This is a genomic window from Micromonospora saelicesensis (assembly GCF_900091575.1).
Classification (GTDB): Bacteria; Actinomycetota; Actinomycetes; order Mycobacteriales; family Micromonosporaceae; genus Micromonospora; species Micromonospora saelicesensis.
The window spans coordinates 317,388-338,867 of record NZ_FMCR01000003.1 but is presented as its reverse complement, the minus strand read 5'-3'; the positions used below and the strand labels follow the sequence as shown (position 1 = coordinate 338,867).

Sequence of the window (21,480 nt, the reverse complement as noted above, 5' to 3'; positions counted from 1 at the left end):
CTCAGTCCGCCCCGTCGACCGGAACAATCGGCAGCATGGATCTCCTGGAGGCGTACCGCCGGAGCCTGGCCGAATTCATCGACCGGGTGGATCAGATCGAGCCCGGCCAGTGGTCCGACCCGACACCCTGCTCGGACTGGGACGTCCGCACGCTCGTCAACCACGTGGTGACCGAGGACCGGTGGAGCGTTCCACTGCTCGCCGGCCGGACCATCGCCGAGGTCGGCGACCGGCTCGACGGTGACCAACTCGGCGCCGACCCGATCGCGACGGCCCGGGAGGCCGCCGCGCAGGCCGAGGTCGCCGCCGCCCACCCCGGCACCATCGATCGCACCGTGCACCTCTCCAGCGGCGACACCCCGGCCGTGGAGTACCTCCAGCAACTCCTCGCCGAGCACCTCGTGCACGGCTGGGACGTGGCGGTGGCGATCGGCGCGCAGCCACGGCTCGACCCGGACGCGGTGCACGCCGCCGCGCAGTGGTTCGCCGGCCAGATCGACAGCTACCGGCGCAACAACCTGGTCCACACCGGCGTGCAGGTGCCCGACGACGCCGACGAGCAGGACCACCTGCTGGCCGCGTTCGGCCGCGACCCCGACTGGGCGCCGAGCGACTGAGCAAATCTCGATCTGTTCGTGCGACAGCGGCTCGGGACCTTGCCGTGACCTCGGGAGACTGATATCCACAGATGCGCATGCGTCACCGCGCATCTGTGGTCGGCGACTGGCCGGCCATCTCGCTCCCACGAGGAGGTCCCGTGCCACAACCGGACTGGTCACCCCCGATGAGCCGGCGTCGACGCCGGCTCATCGCCATCCTGGCGACGACGGCGACGGTCGCCGCGCTGCTCCCCACCGGCGTGAGTACCGCGGCCCCCACCGGCGGCGCGGCGTCCGCCGAGCGCCGGTCCGGGCCGTTCGCCGAGGGACACGCGCCCGCCGACGCCGACAACCGCACCGGTACGGCGGCACCCGACGCCCGTCAACGCGGCCTGGCCCGCGCCGTCGACCCCGACGTCCGGTGGAACCGGCTCGGCACCCCGCAGGCACTCGGCCCCGGCCGCACCCCGCTGGCCAGCGGGCTGCCCTCCGACCCGGAGGCCGCCGCCCGCGCCTACCTGGCCGCCAACCACGACCTGTTCGGCATGGACGCCGCCACTGTGGCCAGCATGGAACGGGTGCTGGTCCGACCGATCGGCAGCGGCACCGTGGTCACCCTCCGGCAACGCTTCGGTGACCTGCCCGCCGGGCCGGACGGCCTCGTCACCCTCGCGGTCGCCGACGGCGCGGTGCTCTCGGTCAGCTCCTCGCTGGCCCGCAACACCGGCACGCCAGCACCGGCCACCCGCACCGCCGAGCAGGCGTACGCCGCCGCGCTCGCCGACGCCAAGCTGACCCCCGACGCGGTGGCCAGCCACACCATCCGGTCGGTGGCCGTACCCACCCCGCTGGACGGGCCACGGGCCGCCTACGAGGTGACCATGATCGGCGCGGACACCGAGCACCCGGCCGCGTTCACCAGCTACGTGGACGGCAGCACCGGGCAGGTGCTGGTCCGCGAGGACCTCGTCGACTTCGACTCCGACAACCCGAGCTGGGCGGTCTTCCCCGCCACCCCGCCTCGCGACCTCGGCCCCGGGCAGGACCCCCGGGTGCGCTGGTGCGGCGACCCGGCCCCCGGCTGCCAGGCCGCCTTCCGGGACCCGGCCACCGGCCAACCGTGGGACGTCGACGCGGCCACCGGCACGCCGACCTTCACCTCGCGCGGCAACTCGGCCAACACGGTGTTGTCCTGGGGTGCGAACACCCCGGTCGTACCGGCCCCCACCAGCCCGGAACGCCGCTACGAGTACCCCTTCACCGATCAGTGGCACCAGGCCCGGTGCAACCCGGCGGTGTTCACCTCCGCACAGCGCAACGACGCGGACGCGTCGATCGCCAACCTCTTCGCCATGCACAACCGGATGCACGACTGGTCGTACCAGCTGGGCTTCACCGAGTCGGCGTGGAACCTCCAGGCGGTCAACCTCACCCCGTCCGGCCTGGGCGGTGACGCCGAGCAGGGCCGCGCCCAGCAGGGCGCGCTGAGCGGTAACCGGAACAACGCCAACCAGGGCACCCCGCGCGACGGGCTGCCGCCGACCACCAACATGTACCTCTGGCAGCCACAGGCCGGCGGGCCGTACCCGCCGTGCGTGGACGGCGACTACGACATGACGGTGATCGGTCACGAGTACACCCACGCGATCACCAACCGGATGATCGCCGGCCCGGACAGCGGGATCAGCGGCCACCAGGGCGGGTCGATGGGTGAGTCCTGGGGCGACCTGCTCGCCGCCGAGTACCTCTTCCAGCACGGGCTGCGCGCGCCCGGCGAGACGCCCTTCATCACCGGCGGCTACGTCACGGGCAACCTGGTCAGCGGCATCCGCAACTACGACCTGAGCCGCAGCCCGCTCAACTACTCCGACATCGGCTACAACACCGCCGGCCCGGCCGTGCACGCCGACGGGGAGATCTGGGGCGCCACCAACTTCCGGGTCCGCTCCGCCCTGGCGAAGCGGTACGGCCTCGGCACCCCGCAACGGCAGCTCGACTGCGCGCTGGGCAAGGTCGCGGCAGATCAGTGCCCGGGTAACCGGCGCTGGTCACAGCTGGTCTTCGACTCGTTCCTGCTCCAGGCCGCCAGCCAGGTCAGCATGCTCGACATGCGCGACAACATGCTCACCGCCGACCTGCTCCGCTTCGGCGGCGCGAACCAGGACCTGATCTGGGCCGAGTTCGCGCGCTCCGGGATGGGCCGGGACGCTGCCACCAACGGTGCCGGCGACACCGACCCGACGCCGAGTTTCGCCTCGCCGGGCGGTGGCAACGCGACGCTCACCCTGCGTCCGCGCGGGGACAGCGCCGAGGCGCCGATCCGGGTGTACGTGGGGGCGTACGAGGCGCGGGCCGTGCCGGTGGCGGACACCGACCCGGCGACGCCGATCCCGGACACCGTGGAGATGGTGGCCGGCACGTACGACCTGCTCGCCGTGGCCCCCGGGTTCGGGCACCAGCGGCTCAGCGTGGTCGCCAAGGCCGGTCAGGACGGGTACATCGACCTGCGGATGAGCCGCAACCTCGCCTCCACGGCGTCCGGCGCCACGGTCACCGGCGACGGGGTCAACCTGGACCGGGTCGTCGACGACACCGAGGCGACGAACTGGGCCTCCCTGGACGGTGTCGCCGGCCGGCAGCTCACCGTGGCGCTGCCGGGCGACGCCCCGCAGACGGTCAAGCGGGTGAACGTCAGCACGATGCTGCGCCCGGCCATCACCGGCGACGCCGACACCGGCGCCCAGAACGCGCTCACCGCCCTGCGCTCGTTCGCGGTGTCCGCGTGCAACGCGACGACCACCGACTGCGCGGATCCGACGCGTTGGCAGCGCATCTACACCAGCGCGGGGGACGCGTTCCCCGGCGGGGCGTACCGGGCGTACAGCCGCGACATCAACCTCCGGACGTTCGCGGTACCCACCACCCTCGCCACCCACCTGCGCCTCGAGGTGCTGGCGAGCCAGTGCACCGGTGGCCCGCACTACGCGGGCGAGCAGGACGACGACCCGGCCACGACGACGGACTGCGCGACCGCCAGCCCGGCCCGCAGCCAGGTCAGGATCGCCGAGTTCCAGGCGTTCTCGAAGTGACACAGTGGGGCCGGCGGATGTCCGCCGGCCCCACGGTCCTCGATCAGCGGTACGCCAGGGGTCGGCGACCGCCGGACCGGTCCCAGCGCGGGCCCTCGATCAACGGTGCGCTCGACGCCAGGGGTCGGCGACGGCTGGGCGCTCCCAGCGCCGGTCCACCGGGGGACCCTCGCCCCCGTCGGCGCCCCCGTCGGCGTCCCCGGCCGCGGCCCGGGTCAGGTGCCGCAGCCTCAGCAGCAGCCCCACCCCGAGGAAGAGCAGCAGCCCGCCGAGCAGGAAGGCGACCTGCACCACGCCGAACGCGCCGGACTGCGAGACCGGGCGGTTGGCCGCCGGTGGCACGGCCTCGGCCGGGTACTCCGCGACCGGCTCCTCCGTCGCCGTACTCTCGCCGTCGGCCGGCGCGCTCGCGGATTCGGTGGGCTCCGGCGGGGTCGCCGTCGGCTTCGGCGTACTGGTCGGAGCGCCGCCCACCCCCACCACCGAGCGGGTGGCGGTCTGCCGGGCCAGCAGGCGCAGGTTGGCGTCGTACGCCTCGGCCGCGAGGGTGACCCGCCCCTGGGTGACGTCCTCGGCGAAGGCCACCCGGTAGCGGGCCGTGACAGTGCGGCCCGGGCAAAGCGTGCCCGGGTCGAGCTGCCGGTCGGTCAACCGGGCCACGTCGCCCTCGGTGCGGATCTCCAGCGGAAAGTCGCCGTTCTCCTCCACCCGGTCCATCTTCACCTGGTCGAGCCGGAGGCCCCCCTGCACGCTGAGCACCATCGACCAGCGCACCTTCGCGCACCTGGCGCGCCGATCCGTCTGGGAGACCACCGCGGAGATCGTCCGCACCTGCTCGCCCGCCGTGAACCGTCCCGGCAGGCCGCTCATCTCGGTGGTGAAGGCCGCCTGTGCCGGGGCGGCCACCGCCAGCTCCACCCCGCTCAGACAGGCCAGCACCACCCCTGCCCTCAGCGCATACCGCCACACCGTCACCACCGCCGTCCTCCGTTCGGTTGCCTCCACCCCGCAACGCTAGAAGCGGGGCACCGCGCCGACCAGACGGGTGTGTTCGCACCGGACGGCAAGGACGGGGTGGGTTTTCACCGACCGTGGTGAACCGGTCACCACTCCCCCGCGACACGCCGGCAGCCGGGCCGCTGGGAGAATCACTCCGTGTCCGAGCTCTCCAGCACGTTCGTCCGGCTGCACGCCCGGCTGGCCCCGGTCCCCTTCGTTCCCGAGGTGCGGCTGCACCAGGCGGACGAGCCGATCGGCCTGTGGGAGCTGACCGAGGGCGAGTTCTCCAGCGACCGGCCGCCGCCGTTCTGGGCGTTCGCCTGGGCCGGTGGGCAGGCCCTCGCCCGCCACGTCACCGACCACCCGGAGCTGGTCGCCGGCCGGCGGGTGCTCGACCTCGCCTCCGGCTCCGGCCTGGTGGCCATCGCCGCCGCCCGCGCCGGCGCGGCGTCCGTGCGGGCCGTCGAGGTGGACGAGCTGGCGGTGGCGGCGGTCGCCCTCAACGCCGAGGCCAACGGGGTACGCGTCGACGCCGAGTTCGGCGACATCCTCGACGGTGACGCCGGGGACGCCGAGGTGGTGCTCGCCGGAGACGTCTTCTACAGCGAGGCGATGGCCCGCCGGGTGCTGCGGTTCCTGTTGCGCGCCGCCCGGGCCGGCGCGCCGGCGCTGGTCGGTGACCCCGGCCGGGCGTTCCTGCCCCGGGACCGCTTCGACGAGGTGGCCGGGTACGACGTGCCGGTGCCGGAGGCGCTGGAGAGTGTGCGGGTGAAGCGCACCACCGTCTGGCGGCTGCGGGCCGGGCTGCCGGGGGCCTCCGGCTAGCGTGTCCGGGTGCTGTTCCGCAGCTGGGCGCAGGTGGCCGACCCCGCATGGCCGGACGTGGCCCGGGTGCCGGACCACGTCGGCGGCACCCACCTGGTCGTGACCCGGAACGCGCTGGTCCGCCAGGTCCTCGCCGACCCGGTCACCTACCAGCCGGACAACGCGCTGGACGCGGTGACACCGATGCCGGTGACCGCGCTGCGGGTGCTCGCCGGGCACCGGTTCCGGCTGCCGCCGACCCTGGCGAACAACTCGGGCGTCAGCCATCCGCAGATCCGGGCGATCGTCGCGGAGGCGTTGCACCCCGCCCGGGTGGCCGCACAGCGGCAGTGGCTCACCGCGCTGGTCCGGGACCGGGTCGCCCGGATCGGCGCCGTGCTCGACGCCGGTACGCCGGTCGACCTGTACGCGGACCTCGCCGCCGACCTGCCGCTGCTGGTGCTGGCCCGGCTGGTCGAGTTGCCGGACGCGCCGGTCGGCGCGGTCAAGGAGTTCGCCCGCGCCGCGTTGGAGTTGTTCTGGGCGCCATTGGACGCCGACCGGCAGGTGGCGCTCGCCGCCGAGGTGGGCCGGTTCCACCGGGTACTGCGTGACTTCGCGGCCGTCGGTGGCGGTCTGGCCGCCGAGCTGCGCGCGGCCGGGCACCCGCCGGACGTGGTGGTCGGCGCGCTCTTCTTCCTGTTGGTCGCCGGGCAGGAGACCACCTCGCAGTTCCTCACCCTGCTACTGCACCGGCTGGCCAACGAGCCCGTGGTCCGGGCCGGCCTGCGCACCGGCGAGGTCGCGGTGGCCGACGTGGTGGAGGAGGGGTTGCGGCTGGAACCACCGATCGTGACCTGGCGGCGGGTGGCGACGACGGAGAGCACGCTGGGCGGCACGCAGGTCCCGGCGGGCAGCAGCCTGGTGCTGTGGCTGGGCCGCGCCGGTCGGGACCCGGCGGTCGTGGAGTCGCCCGACGAGTTCCGTCCGGGCCAGCGTGGATCACGCCGACACCTGGCGTTCGGGGCGGGCGCGCACCGGTGCGTCGGGGACGTGCTGGCCCGGATGGAGGCGGCCGTGGTGGTGGCCGAGGCCGCGCCGCTGCTGGACGGGGTGACGGTGCTCCGTCCGCCCTGGTGCCCGGACAATCTCACCTTCCGGATGCCGGACGCGTTCGTGGTCCGCCGCTCGCCGGGGTCGCCGGGCTGACCGGATCCTGATCCGCTCGGTATGTTTCCGGGCGTGTCAGCCATCACCACCCGTCGGATCCCTGTCGTCGTAACGCTTCTGGCCCTGCTGGCGTTGACTGCCTGCACAGTCGGTCCCAGCCACCCGGCGCACGCTCGGCAGATCACCGCGGCCCAGCCGACTCCGTCCGCACCGGCGCCGACCCCCTCGGCCTCGCCGTCCCCGACCGCGAAACCCGCGTTCAAGAGCCTGGCCTGGTACGTGTCCCAGGTGCCGACGTTTCCCGAGGCCCCGCAACCGCAACCGGTGGCGTTACCCACGACCGGTTCGGCGGCGTTCTGGCACCGCCTGCCGACCGACCAGAAGGTCGCCTTCATCACCATCGACGACGGTGGGTTGGCCCGCCCGCCGGGAGTGATCGACTTCATCTGGGAGGCGCGCATCCCGGTGACGATGTTCCTCAACTCGCCGGCGGCGGCGGAGCACACCGACTACTTCCGGCAGATCGAGGCGGTGGGCGGGGTCGTGGAGAACCACACCATCACGCACAACTCGCTGGCCGGCCGGTCGTACGACTACCAGAAGCAGGAGATCTGCGGTGCCGCCGACAGGCTGGAGGAGCTGTTCGGCAAGCGGCCCACCCTGTTCCGGCCACCGTTCGGTGAGCATGACAGCACCACGCTGAAGGCCGCGCACGACTGCGGCGCGAAGGCGGTCTTCCACTGGACCGAGACCGTCCACGAGGGGAAGGTGCGCTACCAGACCCCGGAGAAGGTGGTCCAACCCGGCGACGTGCTGCTGATGCACTTCCGACCGGCGCTGATGGACGACCTGCTCGCGGCGTTGAAGGCGATCCACCGGGCGGGGCTCACCCCGGCGCTGCTGGAGCAGTACGTACAGTGAGCAGCCCGTAACCGGCCTGACGAAAGTCAGGGGTGGGTGGTGCCGTTCGGGCGCGGCGAAGCGGCGGGCCGCTCGCCTAGCGTCAGCGCATGATCACATTACGTGGGTTGACGAAACGGTTCGGGTCGACCGTCGCGGTCGACGCGTTGACCGTCGACATCGCGCCCGGCCGGGTCACCGGCTTCCTCGGCCCCAACGGCGCCGGCAAGTCCACCACCATGCGGATGATCCTCGGGCTGGACCGTCCCACCGCCGGGCAGGCCCTGGTGGGCGGGCGCGCGTACCGGGAGTTGCGCCGGCCGCTGCACGAGGTGGGCGCGCTGCTCGACGCCCGGGCCATCCACCCGGCCCGGTCCGGCCGGGCACACCTGCGAGCCATGGCGCACAGCAACGGCATCCCGACCCGCCGGGTCGACGAGGTGTTGGACACCGTCGGGCTCGACGGACGGGCCGCCGCCAAGCCGGGGCGGACGCTCTCGCTCGGCATGGGCCAACGGCTCGGCATCGCCGGCGCGCTGCTCGGCGACCCGCCGGTGCTGATGTTCGACGAGCCGGTGAACGGCCTCGACCCGGACGGGGTGCGCTGGGTGCGGCAGCTAATGCGCTCGCTGGCCGACGAGGGGCGGACGATCTTCGTCTCCAGCCACCTGATGAGCGAGATGCAGCTCACCGCCGACCAGCTCGTGGTGATCGGCCGGGGCCGACTGCTCGCCGACGAGCCGATCGGCGAGGTGATCGCCCGCAGCACCGTCGCGGTCCGGGTCCGCAGCCCGCACCCGGACGGGCTGGCCGCGCTCGCCGCGCGCCTCACCGCCGCCGGGGCGAGCGTCGAGGCGGCCGACCGGAACGAGCTGACCGTCACCGGCGCCACCGCCGACCAGGTCGGCGACCTGGCCCACGAACTGGGGGTACGACTGCACGAGCTGAGCGCGCACGCCGCGTCGCTGGAGCAGGCGTTCATGGAGCTGACCGCCGACAGCGTCGAGTACGCCGGTGGCCCGACCGGAGGTGGGGCGCGATGAGCACCAGCACCAGCACCCGTCACGGCGCCGTGGCCGCCGAGTGGACCAAGCTCTCCTCGGTGCGGAGCACCTGGTGGACGGCGCTGGCCGGGCTGCTGGTGATGGCCGCGAGCGCCGGCCAGCTGGCCATCTACGCGGCGAACGACAACACCAACGACGACCCGACCGACGACCGGGGGATCGTCACCGTCGGCAGCGTGCTGATCGACTCGGTGGAGCTGACCCAGTACGTGGTGCTGGCGCTGGGCCTGCTCGCGATCACCGCCGAGTTCACCAGTGGCACCATCCGCACGACGTTGCAGTGCACCCCGTCCCGTGGTCGCGTACTGCTGGCCAAGGCCGCGGTCGCCGGGGCGGTCACCTTCGCGCTCGGGCTGCTGCTCGGCGGCGTCGGCGCCCTGATCGCCCGGCCGGTACTCGGCGAGTGGGGCAGCGCCCCGGCCGCCGACACGATCGGCGACATCGTGGCGGTGGCGACCTACCTGGCGCTGATCGGTGTGCTCGCCCTGGGCCTCGGCGCCGCGTTGCGCAGTGCGGTGCTCACGCTCACCGTCCTCCTCGCCACCCTCATGATCGTGCCGCTGTCGCTTCAGGAGCCGGACATCGACGTGCTGAACCGGATCGCCGACGTGTTCCCCGGCGTGGCCGGCGGACACTTCCTGGCCGGCGACACCGAGCCGTACCCGCGCCTGGTCGGGCTGCTCCTGCTCGCCGGGTGGGCCGCCGCCGCGCTGCTGCTGGGCCGGGCCGCACTGCGCCGTCGCGACGCGTAAGGGATGTCGGTTGAGCGGGGGTTCCCCGACCCCCGCTCAGCCGTCGACCAACCCCGCCTCGTACGCCAGGATCGCCGCCTGCACCCGGTTGCGTACGTCCAGCCGGGTGAAGATGCTGGTCAGGTAGCTCTTCACGGTGCCCTCCACGAGGTGCAGCCGGCGGGCGATCTCGGCGTTGGAGAGGCCCGCCCCGACCAGGGCCAGCACCTCCCGTTCCCGCTCGGTCAGCCCGGCCGCACGCTCCCGGGCGGCGGGTCGGCGGGCCAGCCGGTCGGCCCCCAGCTCGATCACCCGGCGGGCCACCCTCGGCGACAGGTACGCCCCACCGTCGGCGACGGCGTGCACACCGGCGATCAGCTCACGCGGGTCGCCGGCCTTGAGCAGGAACCCGCTGGCACCGTGCCCGAGCGCCCGGGCCACGTGGTCGTCCTCGCCGAACGTGGTCAGCATGATCGTCGCGGTGTCCGGCACGATCCGGCGGATCTCGGCGGCGGCGGCCAGCCCGTCCAGCCGCGGCATCCGGATGTCCAGCAGCGCGACCCGGGGTCGGTGGGCCCGGACCAGCTCCACCGCCGCGTGCCCGTCGCCGGCCTCGGCGACCACTTCGATGCCGGGATCACTGGCGAGGATGGCCCGGACACCGGCCCGGATCATCGCCTCGTCGTCGGCCAGTACCACCCGGATCGGCGGTGCCCCCGTCGTGTCGGTGTCCACTACGCGATCCACTCCTTGCTGACCAGTCGGCCGTCGGTGAAGCAGAGCCGCCAGGTCGGCGCGGCGAGGGGGAAGTTGCCGTCGGTGTAGTACTCGCAGCCGGCCCGGTCGACCGGTGTCGGGCGTTCCAACTGCCGCCGGGGCAGCCCGACCAGCTCGGACCGGGCCGCACCGACGCGCATCTGGTCGAAGGTGGCCCGGTCCAGCACCGTCCCGGCGGTCGCCACCGGGTAGTAGACGAACGAGAGCACCAGGGCGAACCCGACCGGGGCGACGAGCGCCACCAGCAGGCTGCGGCGAACCCGCCGCCTGGCGTCGTGCAGCCGCCGCTCGGCGTCCAGCGGCCGCTCCGCCGGACCCTGTCGCTCGTCGGACCAGGACGTCGGCCCGGCCTCGGCCGCCGACCCGATCGGCTCGGGCGGCGCCGCGGTGGCCGGCAGCACCGCTCGTACCGCGAACCCGCCGTCGGCCCGGTGGCCGGCGTCGAGGGTCCCGCCGGCGAGGCGGACCCGCTCGGCGAGGGCGAGCAGCCCACTGCCCTGCGACGGCGGGGCGGGCAGCGGCCCGGCCGGCGGAGCGTCGTTGACGACTGTCACCTCGATCCGGTCACCGTCGCGGGTGAGGCGCACGTCGACCGGGGCACCCGGCGCGTACCGGGCCGCGTTGGTCAGCGCCTCCCGCACGATCCGGTGCGCCGCGTGACCGGTCATCGCCGGTAGGTCCGCGACCACCGGGGCGGTGTCCAGCCGTACCGCCATGCCGGCCTCCCGGGCGCCCTCGACCAGGTCGGCCACGGTCTCCCCGCTCGGACGCAGCGACGCGCCAGCCTCCTCGCGGAGCACCCCGATGATCTCGTGCAGTCGCTCGGTGGCGGCGGAGACGCTGGCCCGCAACTCCCCCGCCGCGGCCCGGTGCCGGTCGTCCAGGTCGGCGGCGACCTCCAGGGCGGCGGCGCGCAACGCGATCAGGCTGAGGTCGTGACCGAGCGAGTCGTGCATCTCTCCGGCGATCCGGGCCCGCTCACGCAGCCGGCTCCGCTCGGCGGCACCCCGCTGCTCGCGGGTCAGCGCGTCGACGTGCCGGCGACCGGCGTCGGTCAACTCCTGCTGCTGGCGGCGGTACCGGCCGACCAACCAGGGGAACACGGCGGCGAAGAGCAGCACCGAGGCGAGCAGGAACCAGGTGGCCGCGCCGGCGCCGAGCAGCCCCAGGTTGAGAGCCGTACCACCGGCCGTGATCAGCAGGAAGACCATGATCGCTGGACCCACGGCGGCGCTGCGCCGCCCGGCGAGATAGCTGAAGACCGGAATGGCGAACACGAAGTTGCCATCGACCAACGACCCGAGCACCGCCAGCACCAGGGCGACCAACGGCTGACGTCGACTCGCCACCACCGCGACAGTGAGCAGCAGCAGCTTGCCGACCAACAGCGGCAGCGTGTACCGCGTGTAGGGCGGGCTGGCCTCGGCGTAGCCGACCGGTGCGGCCACCACCGCAAAGAGCAGCACGTCCAGCAGCAGGCGACGCCGCCGGTGCAGCCAACCCGGCGGCGGGAAGTCGAGGATCCGCACGGCGGTCAGGCTACCCACGCCCGACCTGCGCGGACACCGACGAAAGTCAGGTGTTCAGCCGCTCTCCTCGGCCCAGACCCGCCAGTCGTCGAGCACGCCGTGCAGGGCCGGGGTGAGCCAACCCGGCGCGGACCGCCGGAACACGCCCGGGTCCATCGCGCCGGCGCCGTCGGGCAGCGCGCCGAGCAGGTTCGGCACCAGGTCGGTGAGGTTCGTCCAGTGCACCAGCTCCGGCCGGGCCGGCCAGGCGCCGATCACCACACCGGCCGGCACCGCCCTACGGTCCAGCGCCTCCAGGGTCAACGCGGTGTGGTTGAGCGTGCCCAACCCGGCGCGGGCGACCACCACAGCGGGCGCGCCGAGCGACACCGCCAGGTCGGCCATCGTCCACGGCTCCCCCGACGGCCGCAGCCCCATCGGGACCAGCAACCCACCCGCGCCCTCGATCAGCACGAGGTCGTGCTTGTCGGCCTCCGCACGGACGGCGTCCACCGCCGCGTACAACTCCAGCGGCGGCAGGTCGGCGACCCGCGCGGCGGCCAACGGGGCGAGCGGATCCGGGTAGCTGGCCAGGGTCCGGCCGGTCAGCGGCGCAGCCAGCCGGTTCACCGCGTCCACGTCGCCGGGCTCACCACCGGCCGTACCGGTCTGACCCGGTTTGACCACCGCCACCCGCAGCCCGGCGGCCTGTGCGGCGGCCGCGATCGCCGCGGTCACCACCGTCTTGCCGACCTCGGTGTCCGTCCCGGTGACCAGCACCGACCCCGCCCAGCCGGTCATGGGGCGGTGTCCACGATGACGTCCAGCGCCCGCTCGAACGCCGCCCGGGGCACCCCCGCGCTCACCGTGAGGCGCAGGCGGGAGCGGCTGTCCGGGGTGGATGGTGGCCGGAAACAGCCCACCGCGACACCCCGGTCCCGGCAGTCCGCGGCCCAGGCCGTCGCCGCCTCCGGCCCCGGGGCGGTCACCGAGATCACCGCCGCGTCCGGGGCGGAGACGGTCAGCCCGGCTGCCCGCAGTCGACCGACCGCCAGCCCCACCCGGACGGAGAGTTCGGTGCGCAGGTCGTCGCCGGCCCGGGCGAGCCGCAGCGCGGCGTGCACACCGGCGGCGACCGCCGGCGGCAGTGCCGTGTCGAAGATGAACGTGCGCCCGGTCTCGACCAGATGCCGGACGAACTCGGCCGGGCCGGCGACAACGCCACCGGCGCCACCGAGCGCCTTGGACAGGGTGGCGGTCACCACCACGTCCGGCTCGCCGGCCAGCCCGGTGGCCGCCACCGCGCCCGCGCCGGCCGGGCCGGTCAGGCCCAGCGCGTGCGCGTCGTCGACCAGCAGCAGCGCGCCGTGACGGCGGGCCACGGCGTGCAGCCGAGCCAGCGGGGCGAGATCACCGTCGACCGAGAAGACCGACTCGGTCACCACCACCGCCGGGCGGCCGGGAGCGGCCCCGAGCGCGGCGGCTACCGCGTCGACGTCGGCGTGCGGGGTGACCACCGTCTCCGCACCGGAGATGCGGCAGCCGTCGATCAGCGACGCGTGGTTGTGCGCGTCGGAGACGAGCAGCGTCCGAGGTTGGACGAGCGCCCGCAGCGCGCCGATGTTGGCCAGGTAGCCGGAGGAGAAGACCAGGGCACCGTCGGTGCCCAGCCAGCGGGCCAGATCCTCCTCCAGCGCCCGGTGCGCGTCGGTGGAGCCCCGGACCAGGCGCGACCCGGTCGCCCCCAGCCCGTACGCCGACAGGGCCGCCGTGGCCGCGGCGATGACGTCCGGGTGGGTGGCCAGACCGAGGTAGTCGTTGCCGGCCAGATCGGTCATCTGATCGTCGGCCGGACGCGGATGCAGTCGCCTGGTGAGCCCGGCCTTCGCCCGCAGCTCCGCGCGGCGGTCGAGCGCCGCCAGCCAGTCCGCCACCGTCACCCTCCCCCGCTGTGCGTGCCGGTCAGCCCGACACCCGCCGGGCGAAATTACCACCCGCCGCCACCGGCCCGACGATTCCACTCGGTGCAAGGTGCCGACCGGGCTGCCAGGCCATTCCGGCTGATCGGAGAGCCTTGTAGGGTACGAGCCATGCCAGAGATCCTCGACCAGGCCCGGACCCAGGTCCTGGGTGACGGTGTCGGCCTCGATCAGGCCGGCGTCCTCGCCGTGCTGAACCTGCCCGACGAGCACCTGCCCGCCGCCCTCCAGCTCGCTCACGACGTGCGGATGCGCTGGTGCGGCCCGGAGGTCGAGGTCGAGGGGATCGTCTCGCTCAAGACCGGCGGCTGCCCGGAAGACTGCCACTTCTGCTCGCAGTCGGGCCTGTTCACCTCGCCGGTGCGCTCGGTCTGGCTGGACATCCCGTCGCTGGTCGAGGCGGCGAAGCAGACCGCCGCGACCGGGGCCACCGAGTTCTGCATCGTGGCCGCGGTCCGCGGGCCGGACGCCCGGCTGATGAAGCAGATGCGTGAGGGCGTCGCCGCCATCAAGGCGGCTGTCGACATCCAGGTGGCCGCGTCGCTGGGCATGCTCAGCAAGGAGCAGGTCGACGACCTGGTCGACATGGGCGTGCACCGCTACAACCACAATCTGGAGACCTGCCGGTCGTACTTCCCCAACGTGGTCACCACGCACTCGTGGGAGGAGCGCTGGGAGACGCTGCGGATGGTGCGCGACTCCGGCATGGAGGTGTGCTGCGGTGGCATCCTCGGCCTCGGTGAGACCGTCGAGCAGCGGGCCGAGTTCGCCGCGCAGCTCGCCGAGCTGAACCCGCACGAGGTGCCGCTCAACTTCCTCAACCCGCGTCCCGGCACCCCGCTGGGTGACCGTCCGGTGGTGGAGGGCAAGGACGCGCTGCGGGCCATCGCCGCGTTCCGGCTGGCCATGCCGCGCACCATCCTGCGGTACGCCGGTGGGCGCGAGATCACCCTCGGCGACCTCGGCACCCGTGATGGTCTGCTCGGCGGCATCAACGCGGTGATCGTCGGCAACTACCTGACCACGCTGGGCCGACCGGCGACCGCCGACCTGGAGCTGCTGGACGAGTTGAAGATGCCGGTCAAGGCGCTCTCCGCCACGCTGTGACGACAATGACGACGACGGAGCTGTGGTGCGACCGGTGCGGTGAGCCGGCGACGGCCACCGCCCACCCGGCCTGCGCGTCGGCCCGCCAGTTGGAGCCGCCCCGGTTCTGCCCCCACTGCCGTCGCCGGATGAAGGTGCAGGTGCTGCCGGTGGGCTGGTCGGCGGTCTGCGTCGAGCACGGCGAGATCCGGGGCTGAGCCGGTGCTGCGAGGGCGGGCGGTGACACTACGACCGGCGACGGTCGCGGACGTGCCGGCCCTCGCCGCGATCCGGGCCGACCCGGAGGTACGCCGGTGGTGGCGGGGCGGCGACGACCTGGCCGACTCCGTGCGCGCCGACCTCGCCGACGACGACCTGCACGTGTACGCCATCGAGCACGACGGTAGGGTGATCGGCGCGATCCAGTGGTACGCCGAGGCGGACCCGGACTACCGGCACGCCAGCCTGGACGTCTTCCTCGACCCGGCGGAGCGCGGCGCCGGCCTCGGCGGTGACGCCATCCGCACCCTGGCCCGGCACCTGATCGACGAGTACGGCCACCACCGCTTCACCATCGACCCGGCCGCGGCGAACAGCGCCGCCATCCGGGCGTACGCGAAGGTTGGTTTTCGCCCGGTGGGGGTGCTGCGCCGCTACGAGCGCGGCGCGGACGGCCGCTGGCACGACGGCCTGTTGATGGACCTGCTCGCCGACGACCTGGTGGAGTGACTCAGGCGTCGTCCCACAGCAGGTGACCGTCGGGCAGTCGGCGGGCGCCCTCGGCCGGCCGGTGTGGGCTGAGGCGGCCGTCCGGCATCAGGTGCGCCACGGGGACTCCGTTGCCCAGCGTCGCGACGTCGGCGATCAACCGCCGGTGGCAGCGCCACCACACGCTCTCGCTGCACATGATCGCTGTGGTCCGACGATCCGCCTCGGCGAGCACCTCGGCGAGCGCGTCGTCGAACTCGGCCGTCCGCGTGTGGGCGGCGTACGCCCGGAACGCCGCGACCGTCCACCAGGTGTCCGGCTCCGGCTCCCCGGCCGGGACGTGCCGTCGTCCGCCGAGCCGCGGCTCCCAGCGGTAGTCGATGCCGCACTCGGGCAGCCACCGTTCGAGTTCCTCGCGGCGGACGTCCGGGTTGGTGCGGCTGGCTGGGTATCGCCGCACGTCCACCACCTGGGCGATCCCGGCCCCGGTCAGCAACTCTCCCAGCCGGCCCCGATCGGCCGCGCCGTGTCCCACGGTCAGCAACTCTCGCACCACCGTGGCTTGCCCGGAATCCCGCCGACCTATCCCACCCGGGTCCGCCCGCGAGGGCCGGGCGCCGCAGATCTTGGACAGTTACCGTTCGCGCGGAACGGTAACTGTCCAAGATCTCGTCGCGGTGCCGGTCAGGCGATGGTGCAGGGGGTGTTGTTGACGGTGATGGCGGTCGGTTTCGGGTTGGCGCCGCTGTACGTGCCGTTGAAGCCGAAGCTCACCGACGCTCCCGCCGCGATCGTGCCGTTGTAGGAGAGGTTCGTGGCGGTGACCGCAGCGCCGCTCTGGCTGATCGCCGCCGACCAGCCCTGACTGACGCTCTGCCCGGCGGGGAAGCTGAACCGCAGGGTCCAGCCGTTGATCGCGGTGGTGCCGGTGTTGGTGATCGACACGTTGGCGGTGAAGCCGCCGCCCCAGTCGGTGGTGGCGTACCCCACCGTGCAGGTGCCGCCGACCGGCGGGGCCGCGGTGGTCACCGCGACCGGCGTGGACGCCGCGGAGGTGTTGCCCGCCGCGTCCACGGCCACCACGTAGAACTGGTACGCCGTCGAGGCGGTCAGCCCGGACACCGCCTGGGTGGTGCCGGTCGGCGAGCCGACCAGCGCGTCGGTGGCGCCGGCCTCGCGGTAGACCCGGTAACCGGTGACGCCCACGTTGTCGGTCGACGGGGTCCAGGCCAGGGTGAGCCCGGTGGCGGTGACGGCCGAGGCGACCGGCGTGCCGGGGGTGCTCGGCGCTGTGGTGTCGGCGGTGCCGGCCGGTGGCGTGGTCACGCTGAGCTTCGGCGAGGCGGCCGACTCGTTGCCCGCGCCGTCGTGCGCCACGATGGTGTACTCGAACGTCCGCTCCGGCAGCAGCGTGGTGATGGTGATCGAGTTCTCGGTGACCCGTCGGGTCGCCACCACGTCGTTACCGACCATGAACTCGCGGACGTCGTACCCGGCGAGGCCGCTGCCGCCGCTGTCGGTGGACGGCGCCCAGGTCAGGGTGACCGTGCGGGGGCCGAGGTTGGACGCCACGGGAGTACCCGGGACGGTCGGCTTGGTGGTGTCCGGTACGACCGGGCCCGGCTCCTCGCCCCAGACGCGGGTGGCGCCGGAGTAGAGCGGGACCTTCCGGTTGGGCCCGGCGGTGGCCTGGTACGACGGGTCGTTGGTCGGGTCCCAGGTGCCGCCCTCCGGCACGCCGATCTTGAACTGGACCTCCATCCGGTGCTGCGACTGACCCGCCGGTGCGATGGTGTGCCCGGCGCAGTCCACCTCGACGTACCAGATGTCGCCGCTGAACTGCTTGGCAGTGGTCGGGGACGGGCAGCCCTGGGTGTAGCCGGCGGTGACCTGCACCGGGCCGGTGCCGTCGGGCCGGAAGTAGTAGCGGAACCGGCCGTCGGTCAGCGCGCGGGCCGGGAACGCCGACTTGTTGTAGACCATCACCTTGAGCCCGGTGGCCCGAGGTTCGGCCTGCGTCACAGTGGTCTCCACTGTCAACTCGTCGATGTCCGGCGTCTCGGCGACCGGGAAGTTCGCCAGCGGCGTGCCGCCGTACTCGGAGGTCAGCCGGACCAGCGCGGACGTGAAGCCGGCGTTGTAGTCGGTGGCCACCTCGTTCATCACGTAGTCCGAGCGGCTGTCGCTGTACGCGTCGTTGGCCGAGGACGGGCCGCCGACCAGAGCGCCGTAGAGGGTGTGCCGGGTCTCGACAGGCACGGTCTGGCTGTCCCACCAGGAGCCGTGTGCGGTGCGGTGGTGCGGGTTCTTCGGCGAGTTGGCGCCGAACCCGATGACGTAGCTGGAGTTACGGGGGTTGTCGCCGAGCGCGTAGTTGATCTGCCGGACGGCGAAGTCGTGGTAGCGCGCCTTGCGGGTGGTGTCGGTGGTCTTGTCGCTGTAGACCAGTGCGGCGAAGGAGGTGTTCGCGGCGTAGCGCAGCGCGCCCCAGGAGTCGAGCACCGCCATCCCGCCCGGCGAGTAGGGCACCCGCTGCCCGTTCACCCCGACGGTCCAGTAGTCCAGCCACCTGTTGGCGTCGTCGACGTACTTCTGCTTGCCGGTCAGGTTGGCCAGCAGCACGTACGCGCCGAACTGCTTGTTGTCCCAGGCGATGGTCCACTTGTAGGAGCGGGTGGTGGACTGGTTCTCGGTGCCGAGCTTGTCGTACTCACTCTCGGCCTTGGTCAGGTAGCTGGCCTCGCCGGTGGCCCGGTGCAGCCAGATCGCGGCCCAGACCAGCTCGTCCTGCCAGCCGCTCCACGAGCGGTAGAAGCTCGTGGCGTCGGTGATGCACTCGTGGTAGGCCTTCCGCACCGTGTCGGCGAAGGTGTAGAGCTGCCGGGCGTGGCCGAGCAGCTTGTCCGCGTAGGCGGCGTCGGTGGGCCGGAACACCATCGAGGAGGCGGCCATCGCGGCCGCCGTCTCCCCCGCCAGGTCCGCGCCGCCACAGCTCGCATCGATCTTGTACGCGGGCCGCGCCATCGGCATCACCTCGGCCGGACCCCACCACTTGTGGTCGTCGTCGCCCTTGCCGACCTGTCCGTAGAGGACGTTGGCCGACGGGTGCGCCTTGATGAAGTAGTCGTTGACGAAGCGCAGGTTGTTGAGCAGGTGCGGCAGTTGCCCGGACGAGGTGTAGCCGCTGCGGTACTCGACCGCGCCCCAGGCGAGCATGGTGGCGCTGAACGCCATCGGGAAACCGAACTTGACGTGGTCGCCGGCGTCGTACCAGCCGCCGGTGAGGTCCACGCCCGCGCTGGCGCCGTCGGTGAGCGCGCTGTCTCCGCGCCAGGAGACCCGGTTCCAGTCGGGCAGTCGACCGGACTGCTGCGCCTCGTAGAAGAGCAGCGACTTCTGCAACGCCTCGGCGTAGTTGTAGGTCGCCGCCGGCGCGGCGGAGGCGGGCCCGGATGGCGGCGCGGTCACCGCGAGGGACGCGCCGGTGAGCAGCGCGACGCCGAGGGCCAGCAGCCGCCGCGGCCAGGGCTGGTCGGCGGCCGGCGACCGGCCGGGCTGGCCGCTGAACGGCCGGGTCAGGTGGCGCATGGCGGACTCCTGTCGGAGGCGCCGCCGGCGGTCGCACCGACGCGGGACGGCGTACGGGCGGCACGGCCACCGGCGACAGCGGGGTGGCGGTGTGACCATGGGTCATGGAAGCGCTCCCATGGATAACCGACAATGTAATGGGCGGGTCGTCGGTTGGGAAGCCTGCCGACCAGGGCGGACGCGCGCGGCAGCGCTTCCGTACCCGTGAGTAACATTGCGGAGCATTTCACACCATCGATGCATGTCGATTGATGCTCGCCGTTTACGCAGCTCAAGCAGGAAGCGCCGGGAAAGATCACCGCGCCGTTCGAGCGCTTCGGCGGCCAGCCAGACAAACGTACTGTTGCTGACCCGCTACCAAGCGCGAGACAGTACCGCTCACCAGCGGTGCCGTCGACGCCGCCGCTCCCTGGTCAACCCTGAGGAGAAGCGATGGCACTACGACTCGCAGACGACACCGGCTGGACCGACATCCTGGCCCGCGCGGTGGCCGCCACCCCGGAGGCGTTCGGCGCCGAGGTCGATGGCGTCACCACAGTGCACAACCTGGTCGAGGGCGAATGGCGGGCGGTCGGCCAGCCCGCACCGGTCCGCACCCCGGTGGACAACACCGTCCTCATCAACCTCCCCCGGGTCGACGCGACCACCGCGCGCGCCGCGGTCGCCCACGCCGCCGCCGCGCACCGGGCCTGGGCCCAGACCCCGCTGACCGACCGCAAGGCCCGGGTCGCCGAGGCGGTGGACTCGCTCACCGCCCACCGCGACCTGCTCGCCCTGCTGCTGGTGTGGGAGATCGGCAAGCCGTGGCGGCTGGCCTGCGCCGACGTGGACCGGGCGCTCGACGGCGTCCGCTGGTACGCGGGCGAGATCGACCGGATGCTCGCCGACGGCCGCGAGCCACTGCCCGGCCCGGTCAGCAACATCGCGTCGTGGAACTACCCGATGAGTGTGCTGGTGCACGCCGAGTTGGTGCAGCTCCTGGCCGGCAACGCGGTCATCGCCAAGACCCCGTCCCAGGGCGGCGGGGTGTGCCTGACCGTCGCGCACGCGCTGATGCGCCGGGCCGGGCTGCCCGCCACGCTCCTCTCCGGCAGCGGCGGGGAGCTGTCCGAGGTGCTCGTCCGGGCACCCGAGATCGGCGCGGTGGCGTTCGTCGGCGGCCGGTCCAACGGCGGCAAGGTGGCCGCCGCGCTGCTCGACAGCGACAAGCGGCACCTCATCGAGCAGGAGGGTCTCAACGCCTGGGGCATCTGGAACTTCTCCCAGTGGGACCTGCTCGCCACGCACCTCAGAAAGGGCTTCGAGTACGGCAAGCAGCGCTGCACCGCGTACCCCCGGTTCGTCGTGCAGCGCGACCTGGTCGACGAGTTCCTCGACATGTACCTGCCGGTCGTCCGCTCGGTCCGCTTCGGTCACCCGCTCGCCGTCGGCAACGACTGGGCCGCCGGTGACCCGCTGCCCGAGCTGGACTTCGGGCCGCTGATCAGCGCCGCCAAGGCCGACGAGCTACGCCGCACTGTCGACGAGGCGGTCCGCGGCGGCGCGATCCCACTGCACCGGGGCAAGCTCACCGGCGCGCCGTTCCTGCCCGGGCAGGACACCTCGGCGTACGTGGCGCCGTCGGTGCTCCTCGCCCCGCCCGGACGGTCCCGGCTGATGCACGCCGAGCCGTTCGGGCCGGTCGACACGATCGTCGTGGTGGACACCACCGACGAGCTGCTGGCCGCCATGAACGCCTCCAACGGCGCGCTGGTGGCCTCGCTGGCCTGCGACGACACCGACGAGGCCGGCAAGCTCGCCGTGGACCTGCAGGCGTTCAAGGTGGGCATCAACAAACCGCGCTCACGCGGCGACCGCGACGAACCGTTCGGCGGCCGGGGCGCCTCCTGGAAGGGCGCGTTCGTCGGCGGCGACCTGCTGGTGCAGGCCGTCACCGTCGGCGGAGACAGCCGGCTCTACGGCAACTTCCCCGACTACAACAGCTACCCCACCACCTGAGCACCGGAACCGGAGAGGCCCCCTTGTGGACGCTCGCCGCGCACAAGGGGCCCTCGTCGGCGCGTACCGTCGGGAGATGGCATTGATCGCGCAGCTCTCCCTGGGCGTGTCCGACGCCGAGCGGGCAGGAACGTTCTGGGCCGCTGCCCTCGGCTACCGTCGCCGCGAGCCCCGATTCACCGGCGACGAGTGGATCGTGCTGGAGCCGCCGCCGGGGGTGTCGGGAGCGGCCCTCGCGATGGACCTCAGCGAGAGCCCCGTGCGGGAGTTCCCCAGGCTCCACCTGGATCTGGACGCCGGCGACCGACCCCTCGACGAGGAACTCGACCGACTGCTCGCCCTCGGCGCGCGGATCGTCGACTGGCGGCACTATCCCACCGATCCACACCCGACGGAGCCGCCGTACGTGGTGCTCGCCGACCCGGAGGGCAACCGGTTCTGCGTCTCGGGCCGCCGCGAGCCGTCCCGACCCTGAGCAGG

General features: G+C 73.2%; 19 protein-coding genes. 12 read left to right on the top strand and 7 right to left on the bottom strand.

Annotated features, from left to right (window positions below):
- Positions 1–35 precede the first annotated feature (35 nt).
- Both GA0070561_RS14580 and GA0070561_RS34525 read left to right on the top strand, forming a co-directional pair.
- A complete protein-coding gene (locus GA0070561_RS14580) occupies positions 36–617 on the top strand; it encodes a TIGR03086 family metal-binding protein (protein WP_091400756.1) in 582 nt (193 codons plus the stop codon).
- A gap of 140 nt (positions 618–757) precedes the next feature.
- Entirely contained in the window at positions 758–3,688 is a 2,931-nt protein-coding gene (locus GA0070561_RS34525) for a M36 family metallopeptidase (RefSeq protein ID WP_208603768.1), read from the top strand.
- A gap of 99 nt (positions 3,689–3,787) precedes the next feature.
- On the opposite strand, the gene GA0070561_RS14570 is transcribed toward GA0070561_RS34525, so the two are convergent.
- Positions 3,788–4,693, bottom strand: a complete 906-nt coding sequence (locus GA0070561_RS14570) for a hypothetical protein (protein WP_258395540.1) — start codon at positions 4,691–4,693, stop codon at positions 3,788–3,790.
- 150 nt (positions 4,694–4,843) lie between these two features.
- Between GA0070561_RS14570 and GA0070561_RS14565 the strand changes: the two genes are divergently transcribed.
- From GA0070561_RS14565 to GA0070561_RS14545, 5 genes are all read left to right on the top strand, one after another.
- Complete coding sequence (locus tag GA0070561_RS14565) at positions 4,844–5,512, top strand: class I SAM-dependent methyltransferase (RefSeq protein WP_091400752.1); 669 nt, start codon at positions 4,844–4,846, stop codon at positions 5,510–5,512.
- 9 nt (positions 5,513–5,521) lie between these two features.
- Entirely contained in the window at positions 5,522–6,700 is a 1,179-nt protein-coding gene (locus GA0070561_RS14560; RefSeq protein ID WP_091400749.1) for a cytochrome P450, read from the top strand.
- A gap of 33 nt (positions 6,701–6,733) precedes the next feature.
- Complete coding sequence (locus tag GA0070561_RS14555; protein ID WP_244166232.1) at positions 6,734–7,582, top strand: polysaccharide deacetylase family protein; 849 nt, start codon at positions 6,734–6,736, stop codon at positions 7,580–7,582.
- An 89-nt stretch (positions 7,583–7,671) separates the two neighbouring features.
- Positions 7,672–8,604 carry an ABC transporter ATP-binding protein gene (locus GA0070561_RS14550; RefSeq protein ID WP_091400745.1) on the top strand — a complete coding sequence of 311 codons (933 nt, stop codon included), beginning with the start codon at positions 7,672–7,674 and terminating at the stop codon, positions 8,602–8,604.
- Positions 8,601–9,377, top strand: a complete 777-nt coding sequence (locus tag GA0070561_RS14545; RefSeq protein ID WP_112640070.1) for an ABC transporter permease subunit — start codon at positions 8,601–8,603, stop codon at positions 9,375–9,377. Before GA0070561_RS14550 ends, GA0070561_RS14545 begins: the two co-directional genes overlap by 4 nt.
- 36 nt (positions 9,378–9,413) lie before the next feature.
- Here the strand turns inward: GA0070561_RS14545 and GA0070561_RS14540 are convergent, their stop codons facing one another.
- Genes GA0070561_RS14540 through GA0070561_RS14525 form a run of 4 tightly spaced genes read right to left on the bottom strand, consistent with a single transcriptional unit; the run spans position 9,414 to position 13,575 of the window.
- Positions 9,414–10,091, bottom strand: a complete 678-nt coding sequence (locus GA0070561_RS14540) for a response regulator transcription factor (protein WP_091400742.1) — start codon at positions 10,089–10,091, stop codon at positions 9,414–9,416.
- Positions 10,091–11,662 carry a sensor histidine kinase gene (locus GA0070561_RS14535; protein ID WP_244166231.1) on the bottom strand — a complete coding sequence of 524 codons (1,572 nt, stop codon included), beginning with the start codon at positions 11,660–11,662 and terminating at the stop codon, positions 10,091–10,093. Before GA0070561_RS14535 ends, GA0070561_RS14540 begins: the two co-directional genes overlap by 1 nt.
- A gap of 54 nt (positions 11,663–11,716) precedes the next feature.
- Positions 11,717–12,442, bottom strand: a complete 726-nt coding sequence (gene bioD, locus GA0070561_RS14530) for a dethiobiotin synthase (protein WP_091400737.1) — start codon at positions 12,440–12,442, stop codon at positions 11,717–11,719.
- The gene (locus GA0070561_RS14525; protein ID WP_091402092.1) at positions 12,439–13,575 is read right to left on the bottom strand and encodes an 8-amino-7-oxononanoate synthase; all 1,137 of its coding nucleotides are present in this window, start codon (positions 13,573–13,575) and stop codon (positions 12,439–12,441) included. Before GA0070561_RS14525 ends, bioD begins: the two co-directional genes overlap by 4 nt.
- Before the next feature lie 156 nt (positions 13,576–13,731).
- Here GA0070561_RS14525 and bioB point away from each other — a divergent pair, with 156 nt between their 5' ends.
- Genes bioB through GA0070561_RS14510 form a run of 3 tightly spaced genes read left to right on the top strand, consistent with a single transcriptional unit; the run spans position 13,732 to position 15,435 of the window.
- A complete protein-coding gene (bioB, locus tag GA0070561_RS14520; RefSeq protein WP_091400734.1) occupies positions 13,732–14,727 on the top strand; it encodes a biotin synthase BioB in 996 nt (331 codons plus the stop codon).
- A 5-nt stretch (positions 14,728–14,732) separates the two neighbouring features.
- Positions 14,733–14,924: a biotin synthase auxiliary protein BsaP gene (gene bsaP, locus GA0070561_RS14515; protein ID WP_091400731.1), complete on the top strand. Its 192-nt coding sequence runs from the start codon at positions 14,733–14,735 to the stop codon at positions 14,922–14,924.
- 4 nt (positions 14,925–14,928) lie between these two features.
- Positions 14,929–15,435: a GNAT family N-acetyltransferase gene (locus GA0070561_RS14510; RefSeq protein WP_091400729.1), complete on the top strand. Its 507-nt coding sequence runs from the start codon at positions 14,929–14,931 to the stop codon at positions 15,433–15,435.
- 1 nt (position 15,436) lies between these two features.
- Here GA0070561_RS14510 and GA0070561_RS14505 read toward each other — a convergent pair whose 3' ends face one another.
- Together GA0070561_RS14505 and GA0070561_RS14500 are read right to left on the bottom strand one after the other, a co-directional pair.
- Positions 15,437–15,949 carry a DUF488 domain-containing protein gene (locus GA0070561_RS14505; RefSeq protein ID WP_244166286.1) on the bottom strand — a complete coding sequence of 171 codons (513 nt, stop codon included), beginning with the start codon at positions 15,947–15,949 and terminating at the stop codon, positions 15,437–15,439.
- 149 nt (positions 15,950–16,098) lie between these two features.
- Positions 16,099–19,002 (bottom strand): glycoside hydrolase family 9 protein, encoded by a 2,904-nt coding sequence (locus GA0070561_RS14500; RefSeq protein WP_244166229.1) that lies wholly within the window; start codon positions 19,000–19,002, stop codon positions 16,099–16,101.
- Positions 19,003–19,434: 432 nt separating this feature from the next.
- Here GA0070561_RS14500 and GA0070561_RS14495 point away from each other — a divergent pair, with 432 nt between their 5' ends.
- The gene (locus tag GA0070561_RS14495; protein WP_091400724.1) at positions 19,435–21,000 is read left to right on the top strand and encodes an aldehyde dehydrogenase family protein; all 1,566 of its coding nucleotides are present in this window, start codon (positions 19,435–19,437) and stop codon (positions 20,998–21,000) included.
- Between the two features lie 76 nt (positions 21,001–21,076).
- Positions 21,077–21,475, top strand: a complete 399-nt coding sequence (locus tag GA0070561_RS14490; RefSeq protein ID WP_091400722.1) for a VOC family protein — start codon at positions 21,077–21,079, stop codon at positions 21,473–21,475.
- The last annotated feature ends 5 nt before the right edge of the window (positions 21,476–21,480 follow it).